The following is a 23,540-nucleotide window of genomic DNA, read 5'->3' as shown; positions in this document are numbered from 1 at the left end:
CTTCCGGTACATGTGCGGCCATCGTCAGTGGCGACAATCCGCAATTGCCGCGTTCCCTGCCAGTTTATCGGCTTCCAACCGCTGAGACCAGTTGCAGCGCAGTTGATTTGGCTTTTTCAGGAGTCCCTAATGAGCTGGCCTCCTTGCATCTCCAGAAGTGAATGGTTGGCGGGTCAGATGTCTCGGCCGATCATGAGCTATTGGGTGATGTGTCAGATCTTCTGGGTTTGTCCGAAGGTCTTGAACGATCCCTTTGGTTGACCTGTCTACCTCACTGACTATTCAGTCGCAGCTTGAATCAGTTCAACGAACAGGCGATGTTGAACATACTACCTCACTAGATTCTGATAGAGTGCCCTAGAATAAACTCGATTATCTATGGACACCTCACATGCTGCCTCCTTGTCCATGTTAAGAATAGGCCTGTTTTGATTATGTTTTTTCGATACATTCTGCATTGGTCAGTGCCCCGATTTGTATTGCGAAGCACTTCTGCCTAAGTAAACTATAGACAGGCTTGGTTGCTGAGAGCCAAAGTATTTAAGGATCGCTTTCTAAGGTCATGGGTGTTGATGTGCTGTTGGTCGAGGTGTCGATGACGTCCCATGTGCGAATGTGGTATGCATTCAACAGGACACCTTCTTCCACGAACACACGAAACTCCAATAGATCACCAAGGTGAGTAGTGGTATCAAATTCTATACGTGCTTCGCCCATTGTCATGTTGGTAGACACCAAGTCTACGATCCCAAGTGTTTCGAAGCCAATTTGGTTGCCACTGCTATCCAATTTGCACGCAGTAACTTCAAAATTTCCGACAATCATTTCATCTGGATGAATCGACTTTGTCAAGTAGCTGAGCTCTGCGCAAAACTGACCTTCAGTTTGGACTGGCAGGTAGGGCCCATGAATTAAATGTCCACGTTCCCCTACTGAAACACGGCCACCAAATTCATGTATGCTCGCTATCCCACAAGGCATCTCGATGCAAAAGAACATATGGCGACTGAGGTTTGGGACTCCTCCCTTTTCGCAAATTGCGCGCTCTTCAAAAAAATCTGACAATCGTAATCCAGACTTGGCTTCATCCCCTCTAAAAACTACCAATAAGTGCAGTAGTGCTTGATTGTGTGCCCAATCTCGCTCCGTACAGCACAGTCCAAAGTAAAGATCGCCGTTGTGATAAAAAATACTCGTAGGATCAATTATATTAAAACCACATCGGTAAAAGTCGTAAAAAAATCCGGTCATGACGATTGTGAGGTCACTGCCATTGCGTGCCGACCAGAAAAATGGATGATGCCTATATCTTTGGGATGTTGCCCTCCCGAGGCCATAGATCCAGCCATCGCTCTCTAACGCGTTGCCTCCACCTCTGAACATTGGGAAGCTTTGAAAGGAGTCCGCGCCTGTATTGGAGTGAAACTGAGGGAGCTTAAAATTTATATCTGCTTCACGGATGAGCTCAGCAATCCCGTTTTGGATATTAAGTTTATAGATTCGGAAAGGCGTTAGTCGGTGCACAAAAAATAATTCGCCGTTGGATAGATATGGCTGCCAGTTCTTTCCGTATACAAAATTAGGATCTTGAACGCGTATCGCTACCCTTCGCTTTTCGCGAATATCATAAAGTGAGGCACCAAGTGGATCCTTTTCATTTAAATTGACTGTTATGATAATAGCATATGCATTTTTCCCGTCTGAGACGACTCTGGGGTCTCCGCCCGGGCCAAGATCCACGATGTCGTCAATTTCGTATCCATTTCCATTCTCGCGATAGCGCTTCAGGAATACCCGGTCATCATGGAAATCAGGCTTCCCTAAGTTGTAGTAGGGTTGTACCGGAAATCTCCCATTTACGGAATATAAAACGCCTTCAAGCATGAAGTATGCATAAAAGAAGTCTACGTGATCTCCAAGCTTGATCGTCTCTTCGTCCAGTATCAGTATTTCAGCCTTGGTTGGATCGAATAATTTGTAAAAATCTGAAACTTCCATCGGACGCGCTCCGTTGATCGAATTGTTTGACTTCCAACCGCTTGGCGGTATGGATCTGTATTGATCTTATCCCCCCCTGCGTCAGGAAAGCAGTCCATTCGGTCTCTCCCCTTCACAAGGAGCCAAGACGACGCCTAGGAATCTGATCAGGGACGCCGGAGCGTGCCGTCAGTTCCCCGGAGCATGAGCCATGCCAACCTCCCACGCAGGATCACAACCCAGACCCACGACAGCTGGGGTGCAGCCAGCGGCAGAGGCAGATCGAGCTGATGCCAGCCAGAGCTCTGCTCTCGAAACTATCGGCCGCAGCCGACACTCTGACCGTCGTGATCCAGGCAAAACCGGCCTTAACGCCTTGACGGCCTTGAGCCTGGAACCTATTGCGTGTGAGCATGCCTTCTACTCCAGGCCGCTTGTCCGTTGGTGGAAGACCGCTGAGGAAGCCCAGTCTCCCACTGCATCGAGCAGCGCTCATCAGTGTGAGCACCCTTGGGAGAATCGTAGTTTTTTGCTTAAGCCTTCCAAGGAGGGACATGCTTTCACGGTGGCTGCATTACTGTCGATGCTGTCAAGAATGTTCGATCAGCAGTGGTCCCGGCACATGGATCATCAAGCCGGTAGGTGTGGTGATTCTGAGAGCGCGATCCAGATTTGATCGTTCTCGGTTGATGAGCGCTTGAAGAGGATTGCGTTTCAGGCAGACAGATTCCGGCAGTATTGCATGAACGGCCTTCTGCGACGCTGGCCCGTTATGTTTCCAATGAGGATCAGCCAGGCGTGATTAAAATGTCAACGATCCGGCTTTGCCGATCTCATCTCTGCCCAGATCGTGGCGATTGTTCTTGAGGTGCCGATCAATCTGGTCTCAAGGTTCATCATTGGCCGGGCCATGTTGCAGGAGTAGGTATTGAAATGCTATCCACGATTTTCATTTTATAGACGAAATGGTGAGAATCTCTGGCGCTTTGAATATGGGCGGACCTAACTTTCGAGTCGTGGGGATGCCGCCGAAGCGTAATTCTGCAGGACATCAGGAAATTGATTTCCTTCAACCATGATTCAAGGCGAGTTGGCCATTTATATGATCCCTGGCCACAGGGCGATTCACGGATGACGGCCTGATGGTGTTGACACTTATCGGGGTACTTCGACAAGCCTGATGTCAAAGATCTCAAGGTTTGACTGCTTGCTTGCGAATATCCTGGTTTCCAGAGAATACCCTAATTTCCCTATGGTAGAAAATGTTACCTCAAATTCGCTCAACTTCCTGTCCGTTCCATGAAGACGGAATTCTGCCAGCGTTTCTACAGTGCCTTCCAGGCTGATGCTGATATCAAAAACACCCAGCTCCTCTGTCCCATGAGGATGTCCACATGAGTAAGCCACGATGGCTACATAGTCGCGCTCGTGTTTGATTGTGAGGTAGGGACCGTATGCAAGGCAGCCTTCCGCCTCAGAACTGCCAATCCCATCAGTTGTTCGAGATAGTGGATAGTCGCTATGCAGCTGCTCTGGGATTATTGTGATGCTTGCTGTAATATCGCTTCTGGCTCCAATGCCAGAAAGGCCATTCTCAATTAATTCTGCAGCCTGCTCAAGGGTTGAGCTGCTTTGCGTGATAGAGGCCGCAGGTATCTGAATCAATAGATTCCAGAAACGCTGAGCAAAAAACCATTCTCTCTCAGTGGCACATATGCCGAGATAGAGATTCTCTCTCCAGAGGAAAAGAGATGTTGGGTCTATGACATTGAATCCCTTTTCGCGAAAACCTGAAACTTTGGTGGGAATGATGGCTCTGAGCCTGTTCGATTCAGAAATAGCCCAGATGAATGGCCGATGCTCATGTCTGCTTGTGGTTAGATGGCCTGTCCCAATAACGCCAGAGCCAAGAGTAAGGCCATTGCTTCCTCCTCTGAATATTGTGTAGCCATCATGAGGGGCAGAAATATCGAGCTCAGTTTCGTAATAGTGCTCAATCTGAGCGGTATAGTTCTCATCAAGCTTAAGGATAATGAATGGCGAGAAGCCATGAACAATATGGAGCATTCCCTCCTTGAGGAATGGTTGCCAGTTTTTCCCAGGCTTAAGCTTGTGAGGCAGGTTTACTTGAGATTCGAACCTAGATGGTAATTGAATGACTTTGATGCTGGAAGTACTGCCGCTGGCTTTGTATGATCCATAAAAGCAGACGATAAAGGCTTGTTTTCCGTCCGAAACTACCCTTGGGTCTTCTCCCTGAGTCAGATGCTCTTCGCGCAATTTCTCCAGACTTCCGTCGTTCTCGCAGTATTCGCTTAGAATGATCACACTGGAGTACAGCTCCTCAGTGTGACTCATGCGAGGGATGTCAAGATTGAAGCGTCGATGGACTGAGTAAATCTTTTCATCAAGAACAAAAAACGAAAAGAAAGCATCAGCCATCCCATTGATGGGACAGTAGTTTACTGCCGACCATGCAACGGTGCTGGAATCAGGATTGGGCGAATTCATTGCTCATCTCCTGTCCGCCACTGTCCGTGGACATTACCGCTGGAGGGATCATCCATTTCCGACCCTTGAGTGGACTGCTTAGATTTAAGAGCTTCTGAGGCTTCACACTTTTCGAAGTGTCAATGTATTTTTGCTCAATCGTGATGCAAGTATGCTGATGCCAAGAGATGACGTGAAATCGAATTTCTGCGACAGGCTTGTGGATTGTCTCATGGCGGTGAAGAACGAAGAGACACTTGCTAGCTTATGGAGCGCCTCGAGTTTGCGGCTTATCTGCGCTTATTTTATCATCTATTGTGATTGAGGTCTTTGCGATGCCTTGTTCGTGTTCAAGGCGGACCTGACTGGACATGGAGTCCCGCCCGTGCTGAGCATGCCCGGCCATGCGCCACTCTCTTTGAAACTCTGAGAGATGTCCTGGATGCCAGCTCTCGAGATGGTTTTTGCTCAAGTTTCCGCGGCTCGGTGGCTGTCAGTCACCAGCAGGCGGTAGCCAACATGAGGCTTCAGCGTCTGCACCAGGTCAGGTTCAATCAGGCCAAATTGCCTGGGGACTGGACTATGGCCAACAGGGCCAGCGTGTTTCCATCGATCCGGTTCTCCTTCTCAACAGCTTCTTCTTCCTGAGGTTGTTCCGCTTGTCGTGTCTGTTTGCTGGTCCTTGAACGACTGGCTGGCAGGGACTATCCATGACGTGAACCAGCGGTCTTACCGAGGCGACGATCGATGAAGCGCTCATTCCAGTCCACGGCCTGACCTGACTTGTCGTGTCGATTACGTGGACCAGGTGGGACTAGTGGCGAGCCTTAAGATGTACCAAGATGGCCTATGATGACAACTCCGCTCTTGTGCGTGCCGACTGCAGAGTCTTGTCAAAAGTGGATGTCTGCACATTTTCAGCTTTTGTAACTTCAACCCAGGCACGCATGATTCATATTCCGATACTGATCTGTCCAGGATACCTTTCTTTTCCCTTGTAGAAGAACTGGCCGCTCAAGCGGTGACAACTCCATGCACCCCGCTGGCCGAGCATGAAGAGATGCCGGTCTCGTGCAGTCATGCGCGCTTGTATCTCAGTATGCGAATACTGTAATTACTGAGCCAGTTCTTCAATGTCCTACGAATCCCTGGCCAAGGGACATAGCATGGATATCCTAAAATGGACTTGATCCTATCTCTGTACTTCACTGGCAGCTTCAAGAATCGCTTTACGTATTAATCCTTCTGATTTCCTCGCCGCTTCAATTGATGGATGGCCCCATTCATCTCGGTAAAGGATCATCCCCTCAGGTGTCACATATGTGCAGAGATGTGTAGGGCAAAAAATATTTATCAGATCAAGCACCTTGACTTTTTTTGTCTTACTCAGGCGAGCAAGCGCTGTGTCAAGCTCTTTTCTCCTGATTAGGGTTTGCTCTTTATCGGGTATCAAGCATCTATTGCTCCACGGCGGTGCATACCACTGAGGAATTGCCATATCAGGCGTGCAATTGGCCTCTCGCTCAAACGGCAAAGTATGAAGGAAAACAAATCCTATGCCTCGGGCCGATAAATGGTCTGAAAGTCGGGCGATCCCCTGTTCCAAAGTCTTAATTGCATTAGTATCTTCGGTTGACAATTTCTTTGGTGCAAAATCATCGGTCTTGAAGATTGAAAAAACAATGTCTCCAGGCTGCAGTTTGGCTATCATCTCGGGAATAACCGAATTCCAGTAATAGTTATTCGCTGTCTCCTCGTCCTCTGAAGTGTTTTGAATTTCCTTTGCAGGCGAAGCACCCCATGATGAAGTTATAGTGACGGCATATTGATCTTGTTTGACCAGATCATCGAATGCTTCAACGAATGAAGCGGAATAGGAATTTCCGATTACAAGGATCCTTTTCTTTGCATTTTTGAAATCACCCAATGTGCAATCAGAAATCTTAATTATATTGCCAGCATCATCATTGCTTGACAAGACGCAGTCTTCTCCTGCCCAGCGTCCAGCTGTACCTGGGATCTTGTATTCATCTGTCAGGGATTCGCCTCCGCGTCCCTTTAGATTGGCTTTAACTCCAAGAAAGATGTGGTTTGTGTTCTCCTCAGCCTCTTCGGCTGCCAGGGTTACCGGAATTGAAAAGGCCAGCAAAGCGCCCAGGCCGGCGATAATGGTAATTGGTCTTCTTCCTTGGGCAACTTGAATCCCTCTGAACGGCTTTTCAATAAGTCTGTATGACAAAATTGCTAATACAAGTATCAAGATGGCTTGTATGGGAACTGACCACCAGTGAATCCCAATTGTCCAGCGACTGATTGCAAGCACTCCCCAGTGCCAAAGATATAGCGAATATGATATCAGGCCAATATAAACAACTCTTTCTGCTGTGAAAGCTTTGAATGCTGCTGTTCCATGCTTGAGGCAAGCGATGAGAACTGCAGACAGAGCTACGATTGATAGAGTTGCTGCTCTTGCCTGGCTTACTGGCAGGAACATCACCCCTACCATGGCTGCCACGACAATCAATGGCGGCACTCGCTCCAGCGCCTGCTCAATCCAGACTCGCTTCTGAAAACCAATAAAGATCAAGCATCCAGCCGCCATCTCCCAGAAGCGATTTGGCATAAGGAAGTAGGCGGCTGGCTGATTGATTGGATAGTAATACATGAATCCAATCAAAGATGCGATCGAAAATGCCCCCACCCACAAGAAGAGATTTCGAGCGCCGTTAGGGGCTTGCCGTCCAAACCCAGAAAACCAGATCAGGAATGGAAAAAGAAGGTAAAATTGCTCTTCAACACCTAGCGACCAGGTGTGGGCAAAGGGGTTGAAATCTGTATATTGTGAGAAATAGTCGGCTGACTCACTGAAGAGCGATATATTCGAGATTCCAAAGAGTGCCTTCTGGCCGATGCCAAGTGCCAATTGTGGCTCTGGATTGACCAGGCTGATTAAAACGCTGGTGATCAGAACGAAGACCACCAATGCGGGCACCAGGCGCTTGATGCGCCGCTCGTAAAATCCAGATAAAAAATCACCAAAATTCTTACTTTTTCTATCCGCCAGCGAAGAAGTAATTACGAATCCAGATATTACAAAAAATATATCCACTCCAAGGTAGCCGCTCGGCAGAATCTCCTTGTTGAAGTGGTTGATGATGACCGCTATTACTGCAAATGCCCTGAGACCATCAATCTCGGGGCGATACCTGCCTCCCGCCGCTCTGGGTTGTGATCTAGGCAATCTTGTTTCTTCGGATGTAATCACACATTCTTCGAAAGTGGGCGCGATCATACCCTGCCTGGGCCTCTGTCTGCTGCGTCAATTGCCGAGCCTCCAAGGCCTGTGCACTTCACCTTGCCGTCGTCAATCCGGTCGCATAGCGCAGAGGTCAATCAGGGCCCTGCTGCTCTGATGTCTCCGGACCGCATGTTCATCATCTGATCCACCCTGTCCTCTTCTGGCATGTGGTCGGCTGGATCCGCGGATTCGGTTCATGGGTCTGGTGTTCGGCCATAGGACGGATCCACCCCTGATCAGCGCAGCTCCATTGGCCAGACTTCGCCCGACGTGGACCCTTTCAGCCGCGAACCCTTTCCCGGGGTACCCATCCCCAGAAGCCTCGCCTGGGTGGCTGTTGCTGAAGGCTCAGCTCCTCAAGGCTTCAGTGCTGATCAGAGCTGCAGGCGTGTTCCTCTGATGCCAGAGCTCCCTCAGCGAGACCAGCCACCCCCAGATCAGCTCGCGCCGCCTCCGTTCGTGTGTTGCAGAGCAGGCTCCCAGGGTCCCCATCCCAGATTGGGTGCTGTACCGCTGGGGCGATCATGCCCAGGGTGCTCCCACCACCCGCTACCCGCCTGATCAGACATCCACCTGCCGATCCCAGGCGGTGCAGTGGGTGCTTGTGGCCTTCGATCACGGAGCCCCGGCTTTGCCCGGTTCACGACCTGGTGGCCCCCGTGATGACCCGCACCTGTCAGGAGTCTGTTTCTGCCTGTGTCGTTCAGGAGAAGACCTGCCTCCTCTGCCGGTGCTCCAAGGCCCTGCAGCCCTGATCCCGGGCAGGGGTCGAGGTCATGTGGGGAGTACCCAAGGCCGCCATGAACAGCTCCCCGTGGGTCGGTGAACGCGGCAGCGAGGGAGTCTGAATGAGCTTCAACGGCTGCGCTGTTGGCAGGCCTGACGGTTCACTCAGGGAGCATGGGCGCACCAGGCCGAATCATCACGCATGTGCCGGGGCTGCTGCGGGCTGTGCTGCCGGCTTGACTGTGCCCGCAACCCGCTGCGGCGGCTGGGCAGCGCGTGGGGACCACGGCGTCCCGCTTCTTGGAGCACCCTGACCCCCGCATGGCGCCGATGGACTGGCCTCAGTTGCCGGCAAGGAGCAGACAGCTTGCCCGGTTGCCCGCTCCCATCAGGCCCAGGTCGGCGGGCTGCGGCAGCGATGCCAAACCCATGAACCGCCTTCTGAGCCAGCCTGATCGTGATGGGCGTTTCGCCTTTGCTTCAGCGCATCCGAGCAAGTCTCCGACACTCCTTCCGCCCAGTGGCGCGAGACCCTTCACTTTGGAATCTTGCTGCCTGAAGGGGGGTGGAGGGAACCGCCAGGAATGCAGGTCCTGCTGACACGGTCCGTCGTCACGGTTGAGCCGACGCTCATCCAGAGTCGCGCAGCGTCGTTCTCATCCCTGGGCTTTCGCCGCTTCAGCCTGTCGCTCCGGGCCACTGGTGCAGGTGTCAGCAGGCTCAGCCGATGGCCTGGCGGAGTTTCGGCAAGAATTGACCGGGGGCCCCTCCATGGGGCATGCTCAAGTGATCGGTCGCCCGGCGACGGAGAGGTCAGGGAATCTGGCCGCAATGCGGATGTAGCTCAGTGGTAGAGCATCTCCTTGCCAAGGAGAGGGTCGAGAGTTCGAATCTCTTCATCCGCTTGAATCTGTCGAGACCTGATCCAGCATCAGCAGGTTCTGGCTGCCGACGTCCCTGAAACCGAGTTGGCGGTAGAACCGCTGACCTCGTGTGGTCATCAGGTACACCCGTTCGGTTTGGGCGAGGGCGGGATCCTCCAGCAGGGTGCGCACCACGCGACGGCCGATCCCCTGGCCACGGTGGCTGCCTGCGACCACCACATCCCACAGCACCGCCCGGAACAGTCCGTCGCTGGTGGCCCTCCCGAATCCGACCAGCTCCATCGCCCTCCCCAGGCCACCGGGTCGCGCTCCCCAGGCGGTGACCACGGCGTCGCTGCCGCTGAGCATCCTCCGCAGCTGCCGGTGGCTTCGCCCCTGGGCCCAGAAGCTGTCTTCATCCAGCAGCCTCTTGAGTTGCCCGAGCGCCCCGAGCGGGAGTCCCCCAGGTCCAAGCCCCAGCTGCAGGCCAGGGGCCCCCGGGCGATGTCGGATCAGTCGCAACCCGTCGGGATCGGGGCGTCCCCGCCGGTCATCGTTCGCGGCAGGGGGTGGGCTCGGCGATGTCAACGGCTGGCCGGTCCGTCGGAAGCGGGCCATCAGCCTATGGAAGCGGCCTGACCTGGACCGTCGATCGGCCCTTCTGTCCCTGCCTGAACCTCCGCTTCGATCTCTGAAAAGCCTTGCCACAGCTCCCTTCTGCCCCACTCACAGGAAGGTGGCGGTGGTAGAGTGGCCCGATTCGGCTGGATTTCTCCATGCTCAAGCTGCTGCTTGGTGATCCCAATGCCCGCAAGCTGAAGCGCTACCAGCCGATCGTCTCCGACATCAACCTGCTTGAGGAGGACATCGCCCCCCTCAGCGATGATCAGTTGCGCGGCAAGACCGCTGAGTTCCGCCAGCGGCTGGAGAATGCCGGGAGTCCTGCCCGGCAGCGGCAGCTGCTCGACGAACTGCTGCCCGAGGCCTTCGCCGTGGTGCGTGAAGCCGGCAAGCGGGTGCTGGGCATGCGTCACTTCGATGTGCAGCTGATCGGCGGCATGGTGCTTCATGAGGGGCAGATCGCCGAGATGAAGACGGGTGAGGGCAAGACCCTGGTGGCCACCCTGCCGGCCTATCTGAACGCCCTCACCGGAGCAGGCGTTCACGTGGTGACCGTGAACGACTATCTCGCCCGCCGCGATGCCGAGTGGATGGGCCAGGTGCATCGCTTTCTTGGCCTCTCGGTTGGCCTGATTCAGCAGGACATGGCGCCGGCAGACCGCCGCCGCAATTACGCCTGCGACATCACCTACGCCACCAACAGCGAGCTCGGGTTCGATTACCTGCGCGACAACATGGCGAACGATATCGAGGAGGTGGTGCAACGGGATTTCCACTACTGCATCATTGACGAAGTTGACTCCATTCTCGTCGATGAAGCGCGCACACCTCTGATCATTTCAGGTCAGGTGGAGCGACCCCAGGAAAAATACATGCGGGCCGCTGAGATTGCCGCCCTGCTTGAGCGCGCTGAGGGAATGGCGAAGGACGGAATCGATCCTGAGGGTGATTACGAAGTCGACGAAAAGCAGCGGAACGTCACCCTCACCGATGAAGGGTATGCCAAGGCTGAGAGTCTGCTGGGCGTCTCCGACCTGTTCGATCCTGCGGATCCCTGGGCCCACTACATCACCAATGCTCTGAAAGCCAAGGAGCTCTTCATCAAGGACGTGAATTACATCGTTCGCGGCGAGGATGCCGTGATCGTGGATGAATTCACCGGCCGCGTCATGCCGGGCCGGCGCTGGAGTGATGGCCAGCACCAGGCGATCGAGGCCAAGGAGAACCTGCCCATCCAGCCGGAAACTCAGACCCTTGCCAGCATCACCTATCAGAACTTCTTCCTCCTGTATCCGCGATTGGCGGGCATGACCGGCACCGCCAAGACCGAGGAAGTGGAGTTCGAGAAGACCTACAAGCTCGAGGTCACGGTGGTGCCGACCAACCGTCCCCGTTCCCGTCAGGATCTGGTGGATCAGGTTTACAAGAACGAGGTGGCCAAATGGCGTGCCGTAGCGGCGGAAACGGCCGAGATCCACCGTGCCTCCAGACCGGTGCTGGTTGGAACGACCAGTGTCGAGAAATCGGAGTTGCTGTCGGGCCTGCTGGCGGAGCAGGGGATCCCCCACAACCTGCTCAATGCCAAGCCAGAGAACGTCGAGCGCGAGGCCGAGATCATCGCCCAGGCCGGCAGGGCAGGGGCCGTGACCATCGCCACCAACATGGCCGGTCGCGGCACCGACATCATCCTGGGAGGCAACTCCGACTACATGGCCCGCCTCAAGTTGCGTGAGGTGCTGTTGCCGCGTCTGGTCCGTCCTGAAGACGGCCACCTTCCGCCCGTGCCGTCTCAGCAGCCTCTGCCAGCTCCAGCCGGTTTCGGCCGACAATCGGACCCATCCAGTCCCCCGGCGGCGGCCAGCGAAGCCCGTGCGATCGGCGCCCTTTACCCCTGCTCCCTCAGTGAAGCCACGGAACGCGAGCTCGGTGAGCTGGCCCGGGAGCTGGTGAAGGCCTGGGGCGACCGGGCTCTCACGGTGCTTGAACTGGAGGACCGCATTGCCCAGGCAGCGGAGAAGGCCCCTGCGGAGGATCCCCAGATCCAGCAGCTGCGCCGCACGATCGCCAGGGTGCGCGGTGAGTACGACGCGGTGGTGAAGCAGGAGGAGGAGCAGGTGCGCCAGGCCGGTGGCCTGCATGTGATCGGCACCGAACGCCATGAGTCGCGCCGGGTCGACAATCAGTTGCGTGGCCGTGCTGGGCGTCAGGGCGACCCCGGGAGCACACGCTTCTTCCTCTCGCTGGAGGATAATCTGCTGCGCATTTTCGGTGGTGATCGGGTGGCCGGGCTGATGAATGCCTTCCGAGTGGAGGAAGACATGCCGATCGAATCCGGGATGCTGACCCGCTCCCTGGAAGGGGCCCAGAAGAAGGTGGAAACCTATTACTACGACATCCGCAAGCAGGTGTTCGAGTATGACGAAGTGATGAACAACCAGCGCAAGGCTGTTTATGCCGAGCGTAGGCGCGTGCTCGAAGGGCGTGAGCTCAAACTGCAGGTAATCGGCTATGGCGAGCGCACCATGTCCGACATCGTCGACGCCTATGTGAATCCCGATCTCCCCCCCGAGGAATGGGATCTGGGTCAGCTGGTGGCCAAGGTCAAGGAGTTCGTGTATTTACTGGAGGATCTCACCCCGGACCAACTCGCGGGTCTCAACACCGAGGAGCTCAAGGCCTTTCTGCGAGAGCAGCTTCGAAATGCCTATGACCTCAAGGAAAGCCAGATCGAACAGGCGAGGCCTGGACTGATGCGGGAGGCCGAGCGCTTCTTCATCCTTCAGCAGATCGACACCCTCTGGAGAGAGCATCTTCAGGCTATGGATGCCCTGCGGGAGTCCGTTGGCCTGCGCGGCTACGGCCAGAAGGATCCTCTGATCGAATACAAGAATGAGGGCTATGACATGTTCCTTGACATGATGACCGCGATGCGTCGCAACGTGATCTATTCGATGTTCATGTTTGCGCCCCAGATTCAGACTTCCGGTGTAAGTGCCTAAGCGGGTCGGCCTGTGTCCAGGGCAACATGAGATGCGGCCAGAGGGTCTCGAGGAATTGTTGAACGCGCCATGGTCACGACAATGAAAGATAGGATTCCAGGTCTCTGAATAATGGAGAGGATCGAGCCTGATCCTCTCGAACCACCTTCCTTCATGGGGTCTTCAGGATGAAGATGGAGTTTTCATCATCGGATTGATACGGCCACCTGGGTCCCCTTCGAGTTCGCTGTCGCCGCCGCTGCCCAGGAACTCCATGATTTCCCGGTCCTTCAGGCTCTGGGCCCTGCCTCCGCAGGCTTCCTGGAGGGGCCGGCCGGCAGCCACCTCGCGCAGGCAGGTCTGCAAGCGGATGAGTTCGCTCTCGAGGGTGTCGATGCGCTCCATCAGGTTGCGGATCACCTTGGCCTCCGCATCCGGTAGCTGGGAGTGGGCGAGGGGATCGATTCGCACGCCCGACTGGTGAATGACGCGACCGGGAACCCCGACGACCGTGCTGTCGGGGCCCACATCGCGCAGCACCACCGAGCCGGCTCCGATACGGGTGTTGGTGCCCACCGTGATGGCGCCCAGCACCTTGGCGCCAGCTCCGACCACCACGTTCTCCGCCAGGGTGGGGTGGCGCTTGCCGTGTTCCTTGCCGGTGCCACCCAGGGTGACGCCCTGAAACAGCAGGCAGCGGTCACCGATCTCGGCGGTTTCACCGATCACCACACCCATTCCGTGGTCGATGAACACCCCGTGGCCGATCCTGGCTCCCGGATGGATCTCAATGCCGGTGAGCAGGCGGCCGATCTGCGAGCACAGCCGCGGCAGCAGCGGCACGTTCAGCGTCCAGAGGCGGTGGCTGAGCCGGTGCAGCACCAGGGCCTGGAAGCCCGGGTAGCAGAGCAGGATCTCGAGGGTGCCGCGAGCCGCCGGGTCTCGCTCCCGGATGATGCGCAGATCAGCGAGTATGGGGTTCAGGAGTCGTCTGATCATCCGGCCTGAGCGGTTTCGCCCTCGGCGGGGCTGTCGCGAGGACCGATCAGGCCGATCTCCTTGCGCAACAGGTCGATGGTGGCGGCCCCGAGATAGCTCTGGGCGCAGTGCACCTGAGGCAGGCGCATCAGCTGGGACCGATTCTGACGCAGGGTCTGCTCCACCAGGGGCAGGCTGGGGCGGTCACAGAGCACATGGCTGGCGGCCCGCAGCAGGGCCAGCAGGCGGCTGCCCACATCAGGGTTGGCGGTCATCACCAGCAGCTCATTGCCGCGCATGCTGTGCAGGATCACCTCGGCGGCCCGCAGGATGCCCGGGCTGATGCTCACCAGGCCGACACAGCTGCCGGCCCGCAGCTCCTTGAGCAGGTTGAGCTCATGGTGGAAATCGTTGAGGTCGACCGCCACGGCCCGCACGCCGAAACGCTGAGCCAGCTCCTCCACGGGCTGGAGAAAATAGCGGCTGGTGACCACCGTGCCGTTGCTGGAGCTCTCGAGCACGGCCTCAAGCTCCTCCATCGGCACCACCTCCACCGGCACCTCCAGAACGGGCTCCAGTTCCTCGGCGATCAGCATCGAGGCGCCGATGTCCTCGCGAGGGGTCGACACCAGCACCCGGGCTCCGCAGCGCAGGCGCCAGTCGATCTCACGGGTGAGCAACTCACGGGCCTGCTGCAGGGTGCAGCCGGCGTTGAGCAGGCCGTCGACGCACTGGCGCACCTCCCGGTCGATGTCGGGGCGCAGGCGGTTGCGCAGGCCCGGTGGCGCCTTGAGCTCACGGGGCTTCTGCTGGTCGCGCACGTAGATGCCCGAGCCGGCCATCGCCTCCACGACCCCATCGTTCTCCAGCTGGCGGTACACCTTGCTGATGGTGTTGCGGTGCAGGCCGGTCTGCATGGCCAGCTGCCGCGTGCTCGGCAAGCGATGGCCCGGCGGGTAGTGACGGGCCGCGATGGCGAAGCAGATCTGGTTGTAGAGCTGGGTCGACGCCGGGATGTCGCTTTCCTGCTGGATGTGGAATCGCACGCCGGAGAGAACCTGAACGGGTGCGGCCACCCTACGGAGCTTCGGCGCTGGTGACAATTGCCCCTGTGGCATACGAGCCTGTGCCGGTTGCCGCCGGCACACGGACCAGCGGCTCCGGACCCCCGCTCTCGTCCAGTCCCAGCCATGGCCCAGTGGATCTCGATCGAACCGGCTCCTGAGTCGGCCGCCCCCTGCACTCTGCGCTGCTGGTGGGAGCCCGCCGCCGGTGCACCCCGCGCCGGCGTGCTGGTGCTGCCGGAGGTCTTCGGCATCAACAGCTGGGTGCGCAGCGTGACCGCACGGCTGGCCGGGGAGGGCTATGCGGCTCTGGCGGTACCGCTGATGGCCCGCACCGCACCGGATCTGGACCTGGGTTACAGCGACGATGAGCTGGCCATCGGTCGCACCCACAAGGAGCGGGTCAGGACCGACCAGCTGTTGGAGGATCTGCAGACGGCCGCCACCTGGATGCAGAGGCATGGGCCCGGGCGCCTCGGATGCGTGGGGTTCTGCTTCGGGGGGCACGCGGCCCTGCTGGCGGCCAGCCTGCCGGCGATCGGGGCCACCGCAGCCTTCTATGGCGCCGGGATGGCGAGCGGACGGCCGGGCGGCGGCGCTCCCAGCCTGGAGGTGCTACCGGATGTGGCTGGAGCGCTGACGGTCTTCTGTGGCCGACTGGATCCGTTGATTCCCCCTGCTGATGTGCAGGCGATCGCGGCGGCCCTGGCGGCAGCCGATCCGAGTGGCCAGCGGCTGACCCTGCAGATGGCCGAGGCCGGCCATGGGTACATGTGCCACGAGCGGTCCGATTACCGCAGTGAGGCAGCGGCCGAGGGCTGGAGCAGGATGCTCGAGCTCTTCGCTGGGGAGCTCGACACGGACTGAGGCCTGGTCAGACCTCGCTGGGTGCAGGCTCGGCGTTGCTGAGCTGTCTGACCGGGGAGGGGATGGTGCGCACGGCCTTGGCGGCCTGGGCGGCGGCATCCTTCTCCTTGGTGAGCGGGGTCTTGCGCGGGGTGAGGAACATGATCATGTTCCGGCCTTCCCGCTTGGGATCCTGCTGGATCTCGGCGCTTTCCTCGAGATCCTTGGCCATCCGGAACAGCAGTTGCTCGGCCAGGGCCGTGTGCTGGATTTCGCGGCCGCGGAAGATCACCGTGCACTTGACCTTGTCACCGTCCTTGAGGAAGCGGACCGCCTGACCGATGCGCACCTGGTAGTCGTGCGAGTCGATCTTGTAGCGCATCTTCACCTCCTTGACTTCGGTCTGGTGAGACTTCTTCTTGGCTTCCTTGGCTTTCTTTTCCTGCTCGAACTTGAATTTGCCGTAGTCCATGATCCGGCAGACCGGCGGATCAGCTTTCTCGCTCACCAGCACCAGGTCCAGGTCGCGGTCCTTGGCCACATCCAGGGCTTCCTCCCTGGTGATCACTCCGAGCTGGCTGCCGTCGGCATCAACCACCCTGAGCTGGGGGTAGCTGATCCGTTCGTTGATGTTGGGGAGCTCCCGGACGGGGGCGCGGCGATCGAAACGGGGACGAGGTGGCATTCAGAGAGGCGAGGGACCGGCAGTGGGGGTCGTTGGACCTGGTTGAACCAGGGTTGTACCAGACAGTCACCCTAGGACGCGCTGCAGCGCCGGCAACGCCTGACGGATTGGATCGTCGTCCTCCAGCCACAGCGGTTGATGCTGGCGGCGGAACCAGGTGCGCTGCCGCTTGGCGTAGCGGAGGGTGCGCTGGGTGGTCAGGGCGATGGCTTCCGCTTCTGTCAGCTCCGCGGCCAGCAGGGAGCGGGCCTCGCCGTAGCCGATGGTGGCCAGCAGCGGGAGGTCGGCTCCATAGCGGCCGATCAGTTGCTCCGTTTCCTCCACCAGGCCATCGCCGTAGAGCTGCTGGCTGCGCCGGCAGATGCGCTCGCGCAGATCCGCAGGGTTCAGACCCAGCTCCAGTACCCGCCAGGGAGGCGGGCAGGCGCCCGGCTGGGCCGTGTGGGGCCTCCCGGTGGCGTAGATCACCTCCAGGGCCCGCTGGGTGCGCACGGCATCGGCTGAGGCGATCCGCTCGGCGGCGCGCGGATCCGCCTGGCCCAGGAGCTGATGGCAGAAGGGCTGCCCGAGCTCCTGGAGCTGGGCCCTCAGCTCGGGCTGGGGCGGCACCGCCGGAGGTTCCAGGCCCTGGATCAGAGCCCGCAGGTAGAGGCCACTGCCGCCCACCAGGAAGGCCACGCCCCGGCGGCGGTGTTCGGCGGTGATGGCGGCCCGGGCGGCCCCGCAGAACTCCTGCAGGTTGATCGGCTGGTCGGGGTCGCGCAGGTCGAGCAGGTCATGGCGCACCCGGGCGCGCTGCTCGGCGCTCGGTTTGGCCGTGCCGATGCTCATGCCCCGGTAGAGCTGGCGGGAGTCGACCGAGAGCACGGCCAGATCGAGGGCTTCGGCCAGCTCGATCGCCAGGGCGGTCTTGCCGCTGGCGGTGGGTCCCATCAGGGCGATCAGCAGAGGCGGCAGGGACATGGAATCCTGGGGGGTGCACCCCTGACTCGAATGGGCCGCCAGAGGCCCCTGGGGGCGGCTGTGAGCCTTCGGTGGTAGATTGGAGGCCTCGGGCAGGGGTTAAGGCGCGTCATTCGCCTTCCAAACCCACTGTGCCGCCCAGCAGTCTATTTTCCCCCATGGACCTCGCCGTCCGCCTGGTGTGACCTCCGGAATGAGCGACGCTTCCAAGATCCAGCACGCCTACGGCGCCGAGCAGATCCAGGTGCTCGAGGGCCTTGAGCCGGTGCGCAAGCGACCCGGCATGTACATCGGCACCACGGGGCCGAGGGGGCTTCACCACCTGGTTTATGAGGTGGTCGACAATTCGGTCGACGAGGCCCTCGCGGGCCACTGCAATGAGATCCTGGTCCGCCTCTGCGAGGACGGATCCGCCGAGATCACCGACAACGGCCGCGGCATCCCCACCGACATCCATCCCCGTACCGGCAAGTCGGCCCTGGAAACGGTGCTCACCGTTCTCCACGCCGGCGGTAAGTTCGGCAGCGGCGGCTACAAGGTCTCCGGCGGCCTGCACGGGGTGGGCATCTCCGTGGTCAATGCCCTCAGCGAGTGGGTGGAGGTCACCGTGCGCCGCCAGGGCCAGGTGCATCGCCAGCGCTTCGAGCGCGGTGCTCCGATCGGCAGCCTGCGCTCCGAGGACGACCCCAGTGGCGCCACCGGCACAGCGGTTCGCTTCAAGCCCGACATCGAGATTTTCAGCGGCGGGATCGACTTCGATTACGCCACCCTCTCTGGCCGGTTGCGCGAGCTGGCATATCTCAACGGCGGGGTGCGCATCGTTTTCCGCGATGAACGCGAGGCGGCCAGGTCTTCCGATGGCAGCCCCCATGAGGAGATCTATCACTACGAAGGCGGTATCCGCGAGTACGTCACTTACATGAATGCGGGCAAGGATCCCCTCCATCCCGACATCATCTACGTCAATGCGTCCAAGGACGGCGTCCAGGTGGAAGCGGCGCTGCAGTGGTGCGTCGACGCCTACTCCGACAGCATTCTCGGCTTCGCCAACAACATCCGCACCGTCGACGGAGGTACCCACATCGAAGGACTGAAAACGGTCCTCACCCGCACCCTCAACACCTTCGCCAAGAAGCGCGGCAAGCGCAAGGACACCGATTCCAATCTTGCCGGCGAGAACATCCGAGAGGGCCTCACAGCCGTCCTCTCGGTGAAGGTGCCGGATCCCGAATTCGAAGGTCAGACCAAGACCAAACTCGGCAATACCGAGGTGCGTGGCATCGTCGATTCGGTGGTGGGAGAGGCCCTCGGTGAATTCCTGGAATTCCATCCCCAGGTGATCGACCTGATTCTCGAGAAGGCGATCCAGGCCTTCAATGCGGCTGAGGCGGCCCGTCGGGCCCGTGAGCTGGTGCGCCGCAAGTCGGTGCTGGAGAGCTCCACCCTTCCGGGCAAGCTGGCCGACTGCAGCTCCCGCGATCCTTCTGAATCGGAGATCTACATCGTGGAGGGTGATTCGGCCGGCGGCTCAGCCAAGCAGGGACGTGACCGACGCTTCCAGGCGATCCTGCCCCTGCGCGGCAAGATCCTCAACATCGAGAAAACCGACGATGCCAAAATCTACAAAAACACGGAAATTCAGGCTTTGATTACAGGCCTGGGCCTGGGTATTAAGGGCGAGGAGTTCAACCTATCGGCCTTGCGCTATCATCGCATCGTCATCATGACTGATGCCGATGTGGATGGTGCGCACATTCGCACCCTCTTGCTCACCTTCTTTTACCGGTACCAGAAATCATTGCTGGAAGGCGGCTATATCTACATCGCCTGCCCGCCGCTCTACAAAGTGGAGCGCGGCAAGAACCATACCTATTGCTACAACGAGCAGGATCTCAAGAAAACGCTTGATGGCTTCGGTGAGAAGGCCAACTACACGATTCAGCGCTTCAAGGGCCTCGGTGAGATGATGCCCAAGCAGCTTTGGGAAACTACCATGGATCCCACCACCCGCACGATGAAACGGGTAGAGATCGAGGACGCCGCCGAGGCTGATCGCATCTTCACGATCCTGATGGGCGACAAGGTGGCTCCTCGCCGTGAATTCATCGAAACCCACAGCGCCGAACTGGATTTCGCTCAGCTCGACATCTGATGGCCTGGCGCTGGGCCTGGATCCTCGGCTTCGCCCTGATCGCGCCGGCGGCTCTGCCTGCCGGCGGCGGTGAGCACCGTTCGCCGCCGCTGCGTCGCCGCCAGGCCGGCGACCCCCTGCTGTCCGGCCTCACCCCTGAAACCGGGGATGCCCTGCGCGCATCCCCCCATCACCGCGCCCCGAGCCTGGTGGCCTTGCCTGCCGGTGAACCCCTGAGGCTGCTGCGGGTCTGGAAGGAGCCAGGTGGGGGACGTTGGTTCCATGTGGAGATCGCCGGGTCCTGTCGAACACCCAGGCGCGGTTGGCTGGCGGGCTGACCGGCGCCATCTCGGCTCCGGTTCGCTTGCCCCGCCCACTCATGCCGCAGCGGGGTGAAGCACCCGGTCGGCCAGGCGTGCGCTCAGCCAGGCTCCGGCCGGCGCTGTGACCACGATGCTCAGAACTGCCACGGCCAGGATCACCTCGCCGGGGCCGCTGGGCTGCCCAGCGGCCTGCATCGTCAGCAGGGGCACAGCGCCGATGGCGGCCTGCACCGTGGCCTTGGGGGTGTAGGCCACCACCACGAACAGGCGCTCACCCGCCGTGAGCGGGCTTCTGGCCAGGCAGGCCAGGCTCCCCAGCGAGCGGGCCAGCAGACCCAGGGCCAGGACGGCCAGTCCCGCCAGTCCATGGCTCCAGGCCACTCCCACATTGAGCTGGGCCCCCACCAGGACGAACAGGACCAGCTCGGCGAACACCCAGATCGAACTGAGCTTGGCGGAGATCGGGTGGGCCAGGTCCTCACGCAGCTCCAGGATCACCACCCCGAGGGCGATGGCCGCCACCAGACCGGTGAAGGGCACCAGCTGGTTGATGGCTTCCTGCAGGCGCAGCAGCAGCAGGGCCAGGGCAAGCACCAGCAGGGTCTGGCGGTTGGCGTTGGGGCGGAAGCGCTCGAACCAGCGGATCAGTCCCCAGCCCAGCAGGCCTCCGGCCAGGGCCCCGACGGCGAGTCCCAGCGGCAGCCCCAGCAGCCGGCCGCTGAGGGCCCCCCGGTCGTTCACCAGCAGGCCCAGCAGCACCCCATTCACCACGATCACGGCGATGTCATCGAGGGAGGCGGCGGCCATCACCATTGAGGGAATGGCCTTGGCGGTGCCCCGGTTCTCCTCGATCAGCCGCAGCATCAGCGGCACCACCACCGCCGGTGACACCGCCGCCAGCACCGAGCCCAGCAGGGCCGCCTCCAGCCAGCTGAGCTGCAGCAGGGGCTGGGCGACGGCGGTGATCATCAGGCCCTCGCAGCTGGCGGGAATCCAGGCCAGCAGCAGGACCCGCGGCCCCACTCGCCGCAGGGTGGCCAGGTCGAGCCCGAAGCCAACCCTCAGCAGGATCACGATCAGCGCCATCTGGCGCAGATCGCCGCTGAGGGCCAGCAGGCGGGGGTCGATCAGCCCCAGGCCCGAGGTGCCCAGGGCCACCCCCACCAGCAACATGCCGACCAGCCCGGGGAATCCCAGACGCCGGAAGAGGCCATCGGCCAGCAATCCGGCGATGACCAGTTCGGCCAGGCCCAGCGGTGGCATGGCCTCAGGCGGCCAGGGCCGCTTCGATGGCGGCGGTCAGTTCGGCTCCATCGGGTTCCACGGCGCTCTTGAAGCGGGCCAGCACAGTGCCGTCCCTGCCCACCAGGAACTTCTCGAAGTTCCACTCCACATCCCCGGCCGGCTCCGCCGTAGTGAGCAGGTCGTAGGGAGCGGTCTTGACTCCCTTGGCGTGCACCTTCTCGAAGAGAGTGAAGGAGGCGCCGTAGGTGGTGGCGCAGAACTGCTGGATCTCGGGCAGCGTGCCCGGTTCCTGAGCACCGAAATCGTTGCAGGGGAAGCCAAGCACCTGCAGGCCGCGCGGACCGTAGCTGTCCTGAAGCTTCTGCAGCCCGGCGTACTGGCGGGTGAAGCCGCAACGGCTGGCCACATTCACGATCAGCAGCACCTGGCCTGCGAAGTCGCCCAGGCGTTGATCCTTGCCCGTGGCGTCACGCACCACCACATCCGACACATTCACAGCCATGGAAAATCCTCAGTCGGCCGGACCCTAGGCGGGCGGCGTCGCTGTGACGGGCCTTCGCCCATACACTCGATGAGCCGCGATCCTTCAGGCCGATGAGCGAGGGAACCAGCGGCAGTGGCGCCTCTGCCGCAGGGGTGGCCAGCAACGGCAGGGTGCCCGTGGCGGATGTGGTGGCGCGGCAGTTGCAGGCGCTGCTCACCGCTGGGAATTACGCCGGCGTCAAGCTGCTGCTGGAGCCGGTTCAGCCCGTCGACTGCGCCGAGGCGATCGGCGCCTTGCCGCGCACGCTGCAGGCCCTGGCCTTTCGCCTGCTGGCCAAGGATGAGGCGATCGAGGTCTATGAGTATCTCGATCCGCCGGTACAGCAATCCCTGCTGGAGAGGCTGCGCTCCGGTGAGGTGCTGGAGCTGGTGGAGGAGATGTCGCCCGACGATCGGGTGCGCCTGTTCGATGAATTGCCCGCCAAGGTGGTGCGCCGGCTGCTGGTGGAGCTGAGCCCGGCCGAGCGGCGCGTCACAGCCCAGCTGCTGGGTTATGAGCCCGAAACCGCCGGTCGTCTGATGACGACCGAATTCATCGACCTCAAGGAATTCCACAGCGCCGCCCAGGCCCTCGACATCGTGCGCCGCCGCGCCCGCGACACCGAAACCGTTTACAGCCTTTACGTCACCGATGCCTCGCGCCATCTCACCGGCATCCTCTCGCTGCGCGATCTGGTCACGGCCGATCCGGAGGATCGCATCGGCGATGTGATGACCCGGGAGGTGGTGAGCGTGACCACCACCACTGATCAGGAAGAGGTGGCCCGCATCATCCAGCGCTACGACTTTCTGGCCGTGCCGGTGGTGGATCTGGAGCAGCGGCTGGTGGGGATCGTCACCGTCGATGACGTGATCGACGTGATCCAGCAGGAGGCGACCCGCGACCTCTACGCCGCCGGTGCCGTGCAGGCCGGGGATGAGGACGACTACTTCCAGAGCAACCTGTTCACCGTGGCCCGCCGCCGGGTGGTCTGGCTGCTGGTGCTGCTGGTGGCCAACACCGGCACCTCGGCGGTGATCGCCTCCGAAGAAGGGGTCCTCAAGGCGGTGGTGCGGCTGGCGGCCTTCATCCCGCTGCTGATCGGCACCGGCGGCAACGTGGGCGCCCAGAGCTCCACGGTGGTGATCCGCGGCCTGAGCACCCAGCGCATCCAGGCGTTGGGGGTGTGGCGCACGGTGGGGCGTGAAGCGTTCTCAGGATTGCTGCTGGGCCTGCTGCTGGTGATCGTCGTGGTGCCCTGGGCCTGGCAGGTGGGGGGCGGGATGCTGGTGGCCACCGCCGCCGGCATCAGCCTGGTCTGCATCACCACCCTGGCGGCTACGGCCGGAGCCTCGCTGCCGCTGCTGTTCGACCGGCTGGGACTGGATCCGGCCCTCATGTCGGCGCCGTTCATCACCACGGCCACCGACGTGGCCGGGGTTCTGATCTACCTCAAAACGGCGTCCTGGCTGCTGAACCACGTGGGCATGCCGGCCTGAGCGGGCTGGATTCGGGGAACTCGTGCCAATCCTGAGAAGACCTTCACACTTCTTCAGGTTAGGCTTTACACACTGTCAGAAGTTCCGTCGTCGTGGTCGCCGCCCTTTCCACCCGTCCAACCGCCCTCCAGTCCGCCCCTGCGGTGGACGCCCGCCAGTCCCCCATCGCCGTTCGCACGCTGCCGCCGGTGGATGGCGACCTTGTGCGCTCGTACCTGCGCGACATCGGCCGCGTGCCTTTGCTGACCCATGAGCAGGAGATCACGCTGGGCCGTCAGGTGCAGGAGCTGATGCGCCTGGAGGAAACGGAGCAGGAACTGGAGATGCGCG

At 60.0% G+C, this 23,540-nt stretch carries 16 protein-coding genes and 1 tRNA gene; 7 read left to right on the top strand and 10 right to left on the bottom strand.

All coding sequences use genetic code 11. The features are described 5' to 3' along the window. Positions 1-540: 540 nt before the first annotated feature. The 3 genes from VB734_RS03685 to VB734_RS03675 form a co-directional block, all read right to left on the bottom strand. Positions 541-1,998, bottom strand: coding sequence for a hypothetical protein (locus VB734_RS03685; protein ID WP_322782137.1), 1,458 nt, complete (start codon positions 1,996-1,998; stop codon positions 541-543). A 1,134-nt stretch (positions 1,999-3,132) separates the two neighbouring features. Then, on the bottom strand, positions 3,133-4,419 hold the full coding sequence (locus VB734_RS03680; RefSeq protein ID WP_323242949.1) for a hypothetical protein: 1,287 nt from the start codon (positions 4,417-4,419) through the stop codon (positions 3,133-3,135). A 1,240-nt stretch (positions 4,420-5,659) separates the two neighbouring features. Then, positions 5,660-7,759, bottom strand: a complete 2,100-nt coding sequence (locus VB734_RS03675) for an acyltransferase family protein (RefSeq protein WP_322782139.1) — start codon at positions 7,757-7,759, stop codon at positions 5,660-5,662. 1,565 nt (positions 7,760-9,324) lie between these two features. Between VB734_RS03675 and VB734_RS03670 the strand changes: the two genes are divergently transcribed. Beyond that, positions 9,325-9,396: transfer RNA gene (locus tag VB734_RS03670), tRNA-Gly, on the top strand. On the opposite strand, the gene VB734_RS03665 is transcribed toward VB734_RS03670, so the two are convergent. Beyond that, on the bottom strand, positions 9,388-9,942 hold the full coding sequence (locus tag VB734_RS03665) for a GNAT family N-acetyltransferase (RefSeq protein WP_370594585.1): 555 nt from the start codon (positions 9,940-9,942) through the stop codon (positions 9,388-9,390). The genes VB734_RS03670 and VB734_RS03665 overlap by 9 nt on opposite strands. Positions 9,943-10,130: 188 nt before the next feature. On the opposite strand from VB734_RS03665, the gene secA reads away from it, so the two are divergent. Continuing rightward, on the top strand, positions 10,131-12,974 hold the full coding sequence (gene secA / locus VB734_RS03660) for a preprotein translocase subunit SecA (protein ID WP_322782140.1): 2,844 nt from the start codon (positions 10,131-10,133) through the stop codon (positions 12,972-12,974). Between the two features lie 162 nt (positions 12,975-13,136). Here secA and cysE read toward each other — a convergent pair whose 3' ends face one another. Together cysE and VB734_RS03650 are read right to left on the bottom strand one after the other, a co-directional pair. Further along, a complete protein-coding gene (gene cysE, locus VB734_RS03655) occupies positions 13,137-13,952 on the bottom strand; it encodes a serine O-acetyltransferase (protein ID WP_322782141.1) in 816 nt (271 codons plus the stop codon). After that, on the bottom strand, positions 13,949-14,977 hold the full coding sequence (locus VB734_RS03650; RefSeq protein WP_322782624.1) for a GntR family transcriptional regulator: 1,029 nt from the start codon (positions 14,975-14,977) through the stop codon (positions 13,949-13,951). Before VB734_RS03650 ends, cysE begins: the two co-directional genes overlap by 4 nt. A 144-nt stretch (positions 14,978-15,121) precedes the next feature. Between VB734_RS03650 and VB734_RS03645 the strand changes: the two genes are divergently transcribed. Continuing rightward, positions 15,122-15,862: a dienelactone hydrolase family protein gene (locus VB734_RS03645; protein ID WP_322782142.1), complete on the top strand. Its 741-nt coding sequence runs from the start codon at positions 15,122-15,124 to the stop codon at positions 15,860-15,862. Between the two features lie 7 nt (positions 15,863-15,869). Here the strand turns inward: VB734_RS03645 and infC are convergent, their stop codons facing one another. Both infC and miaA read right to left on the bottom strand, forming a co-directional pair. Continuing rightward, positions 15,870-16,526: a translation initiation factor IF-3 gene (gene infC, locus VB734_RS03640; RefSeq protein ID WP_322782143.1), complete on the bottom strand. Its 657-nt coding sequence runs from the start codon at positions 16,524-16,526 to the stop codon at positions 15,870-15,872. A 66-nt stretch (positions 16,527-16,592) separates the two neighbouring features. Continuing rightward, on the bottom strand, positions 16,593-17,489 hold the full coding sequence (miaA, locus tag VB734_RS03635) for a tRNA (adenosine(37)-N6)-dimethylallyltransferase MiaA (protein ID WP_322782144.1): 897 nt from the start codon (positions 17,487-17,489) through the stop codon (positions 16,593-16,595). A gap of 193 nt (positions 17,490-17,682) precedes the next feature. Here miaA and gyrB point away from each other — a divergent pair, with 193 nt between their 5' ends. Together gyrB and VB734_RS03625 are read left to right on the top strand one after the other, a co-directional pair. Then, positions 17,683-19,641: a DNA topoisomerase (ATP-hydrolyzing) subunit B gene (gene gyrB, locus VB734_RS03630; protein ID WP_322782145.1), complete on the top strand. Its 1,959-nt coding sequence runs from the start codon at positions 17,683-17,685 to the stop codon at positions 19,639-19,641. Next, positions 19,641-19,958 (top strand): SH3 domain-containing protein, encoded by a 318-nt coding sequence (locus tag VB734_RS03625; RefSeq protein ID WP_197166859.1) that lies wholly within the window; start codon positions 19,641-19,643, stop codon positions 19,956-19,958. The genes gyrB and VB734_RS03625 overlap by 1 nt, the downstream gene beginning before the upstream one ends. Before the next feature lie 39 nt (positions 19,959-19,997). Here VB734_RS03625 and VB734_RS03620 read toward each other — a convergent pair whose 3' ends face one another. Together VB734_RS03620 and VB734_RS03615 are read right to left on the bottom strand one after the other, a co-directional pair. Further along, on the bottom strand, positions 19,998-21,206 hold the full coding sequence (locus VB734_RS03620; RefSeq protein ID WP_322782146.1) for a cation:proton antiporter: 1,209 nt from the start codon (positions 21,204-21,206) through the stop codon (positions 19,998-20,000). Between the two features lie 4 nt (positions 21,207-21,210). Continuing rightward, complete coding sequence (locus VB734_RS03615; RefSeq protein ID WP_322782147.1) at positions 21,211-21,690, bottom strand: glutathione peroxidase; 480 nt, start codon at positions 21,688-21,690, stop codon at positions 21,211-21,213. A gap of 92 nt (positions 21,691-21,782) precedes the next feature. Between VB734_RS03615 and mgtE the strand changes: the two genes are divergently transcribed. Next, complete coding sequence (gene mgtE / locus VB734_RS03610; RefSeq protein ID WP_322782148.1) at positions 21,783-23,210, top strand: magnesium transporter; 1,428 nt, start codon at positions 21,783-21,785, stop codon at positions 23,208-23,210. Between the two features lie 143 nt (positions 23,211-23,353). Continuing rightward, positions 23,354-23,540, top strand: a 187-nt coding sequence (locus VB734_RS03605; RefSeq protein WP_323242950.1) for a sigma-70 factor domain-containing protein, incomplete at its 3' end; no start/stop codon positions are given.

The sequence above is a fragment of the Synechococcus sp. BA-124 BA4 genome (assembly GCF_034931165.1).
Note: the sequence above shows the minus strand (reverse complement) of the source record. Positions and strands in the feature narration are given on the sequence as shown.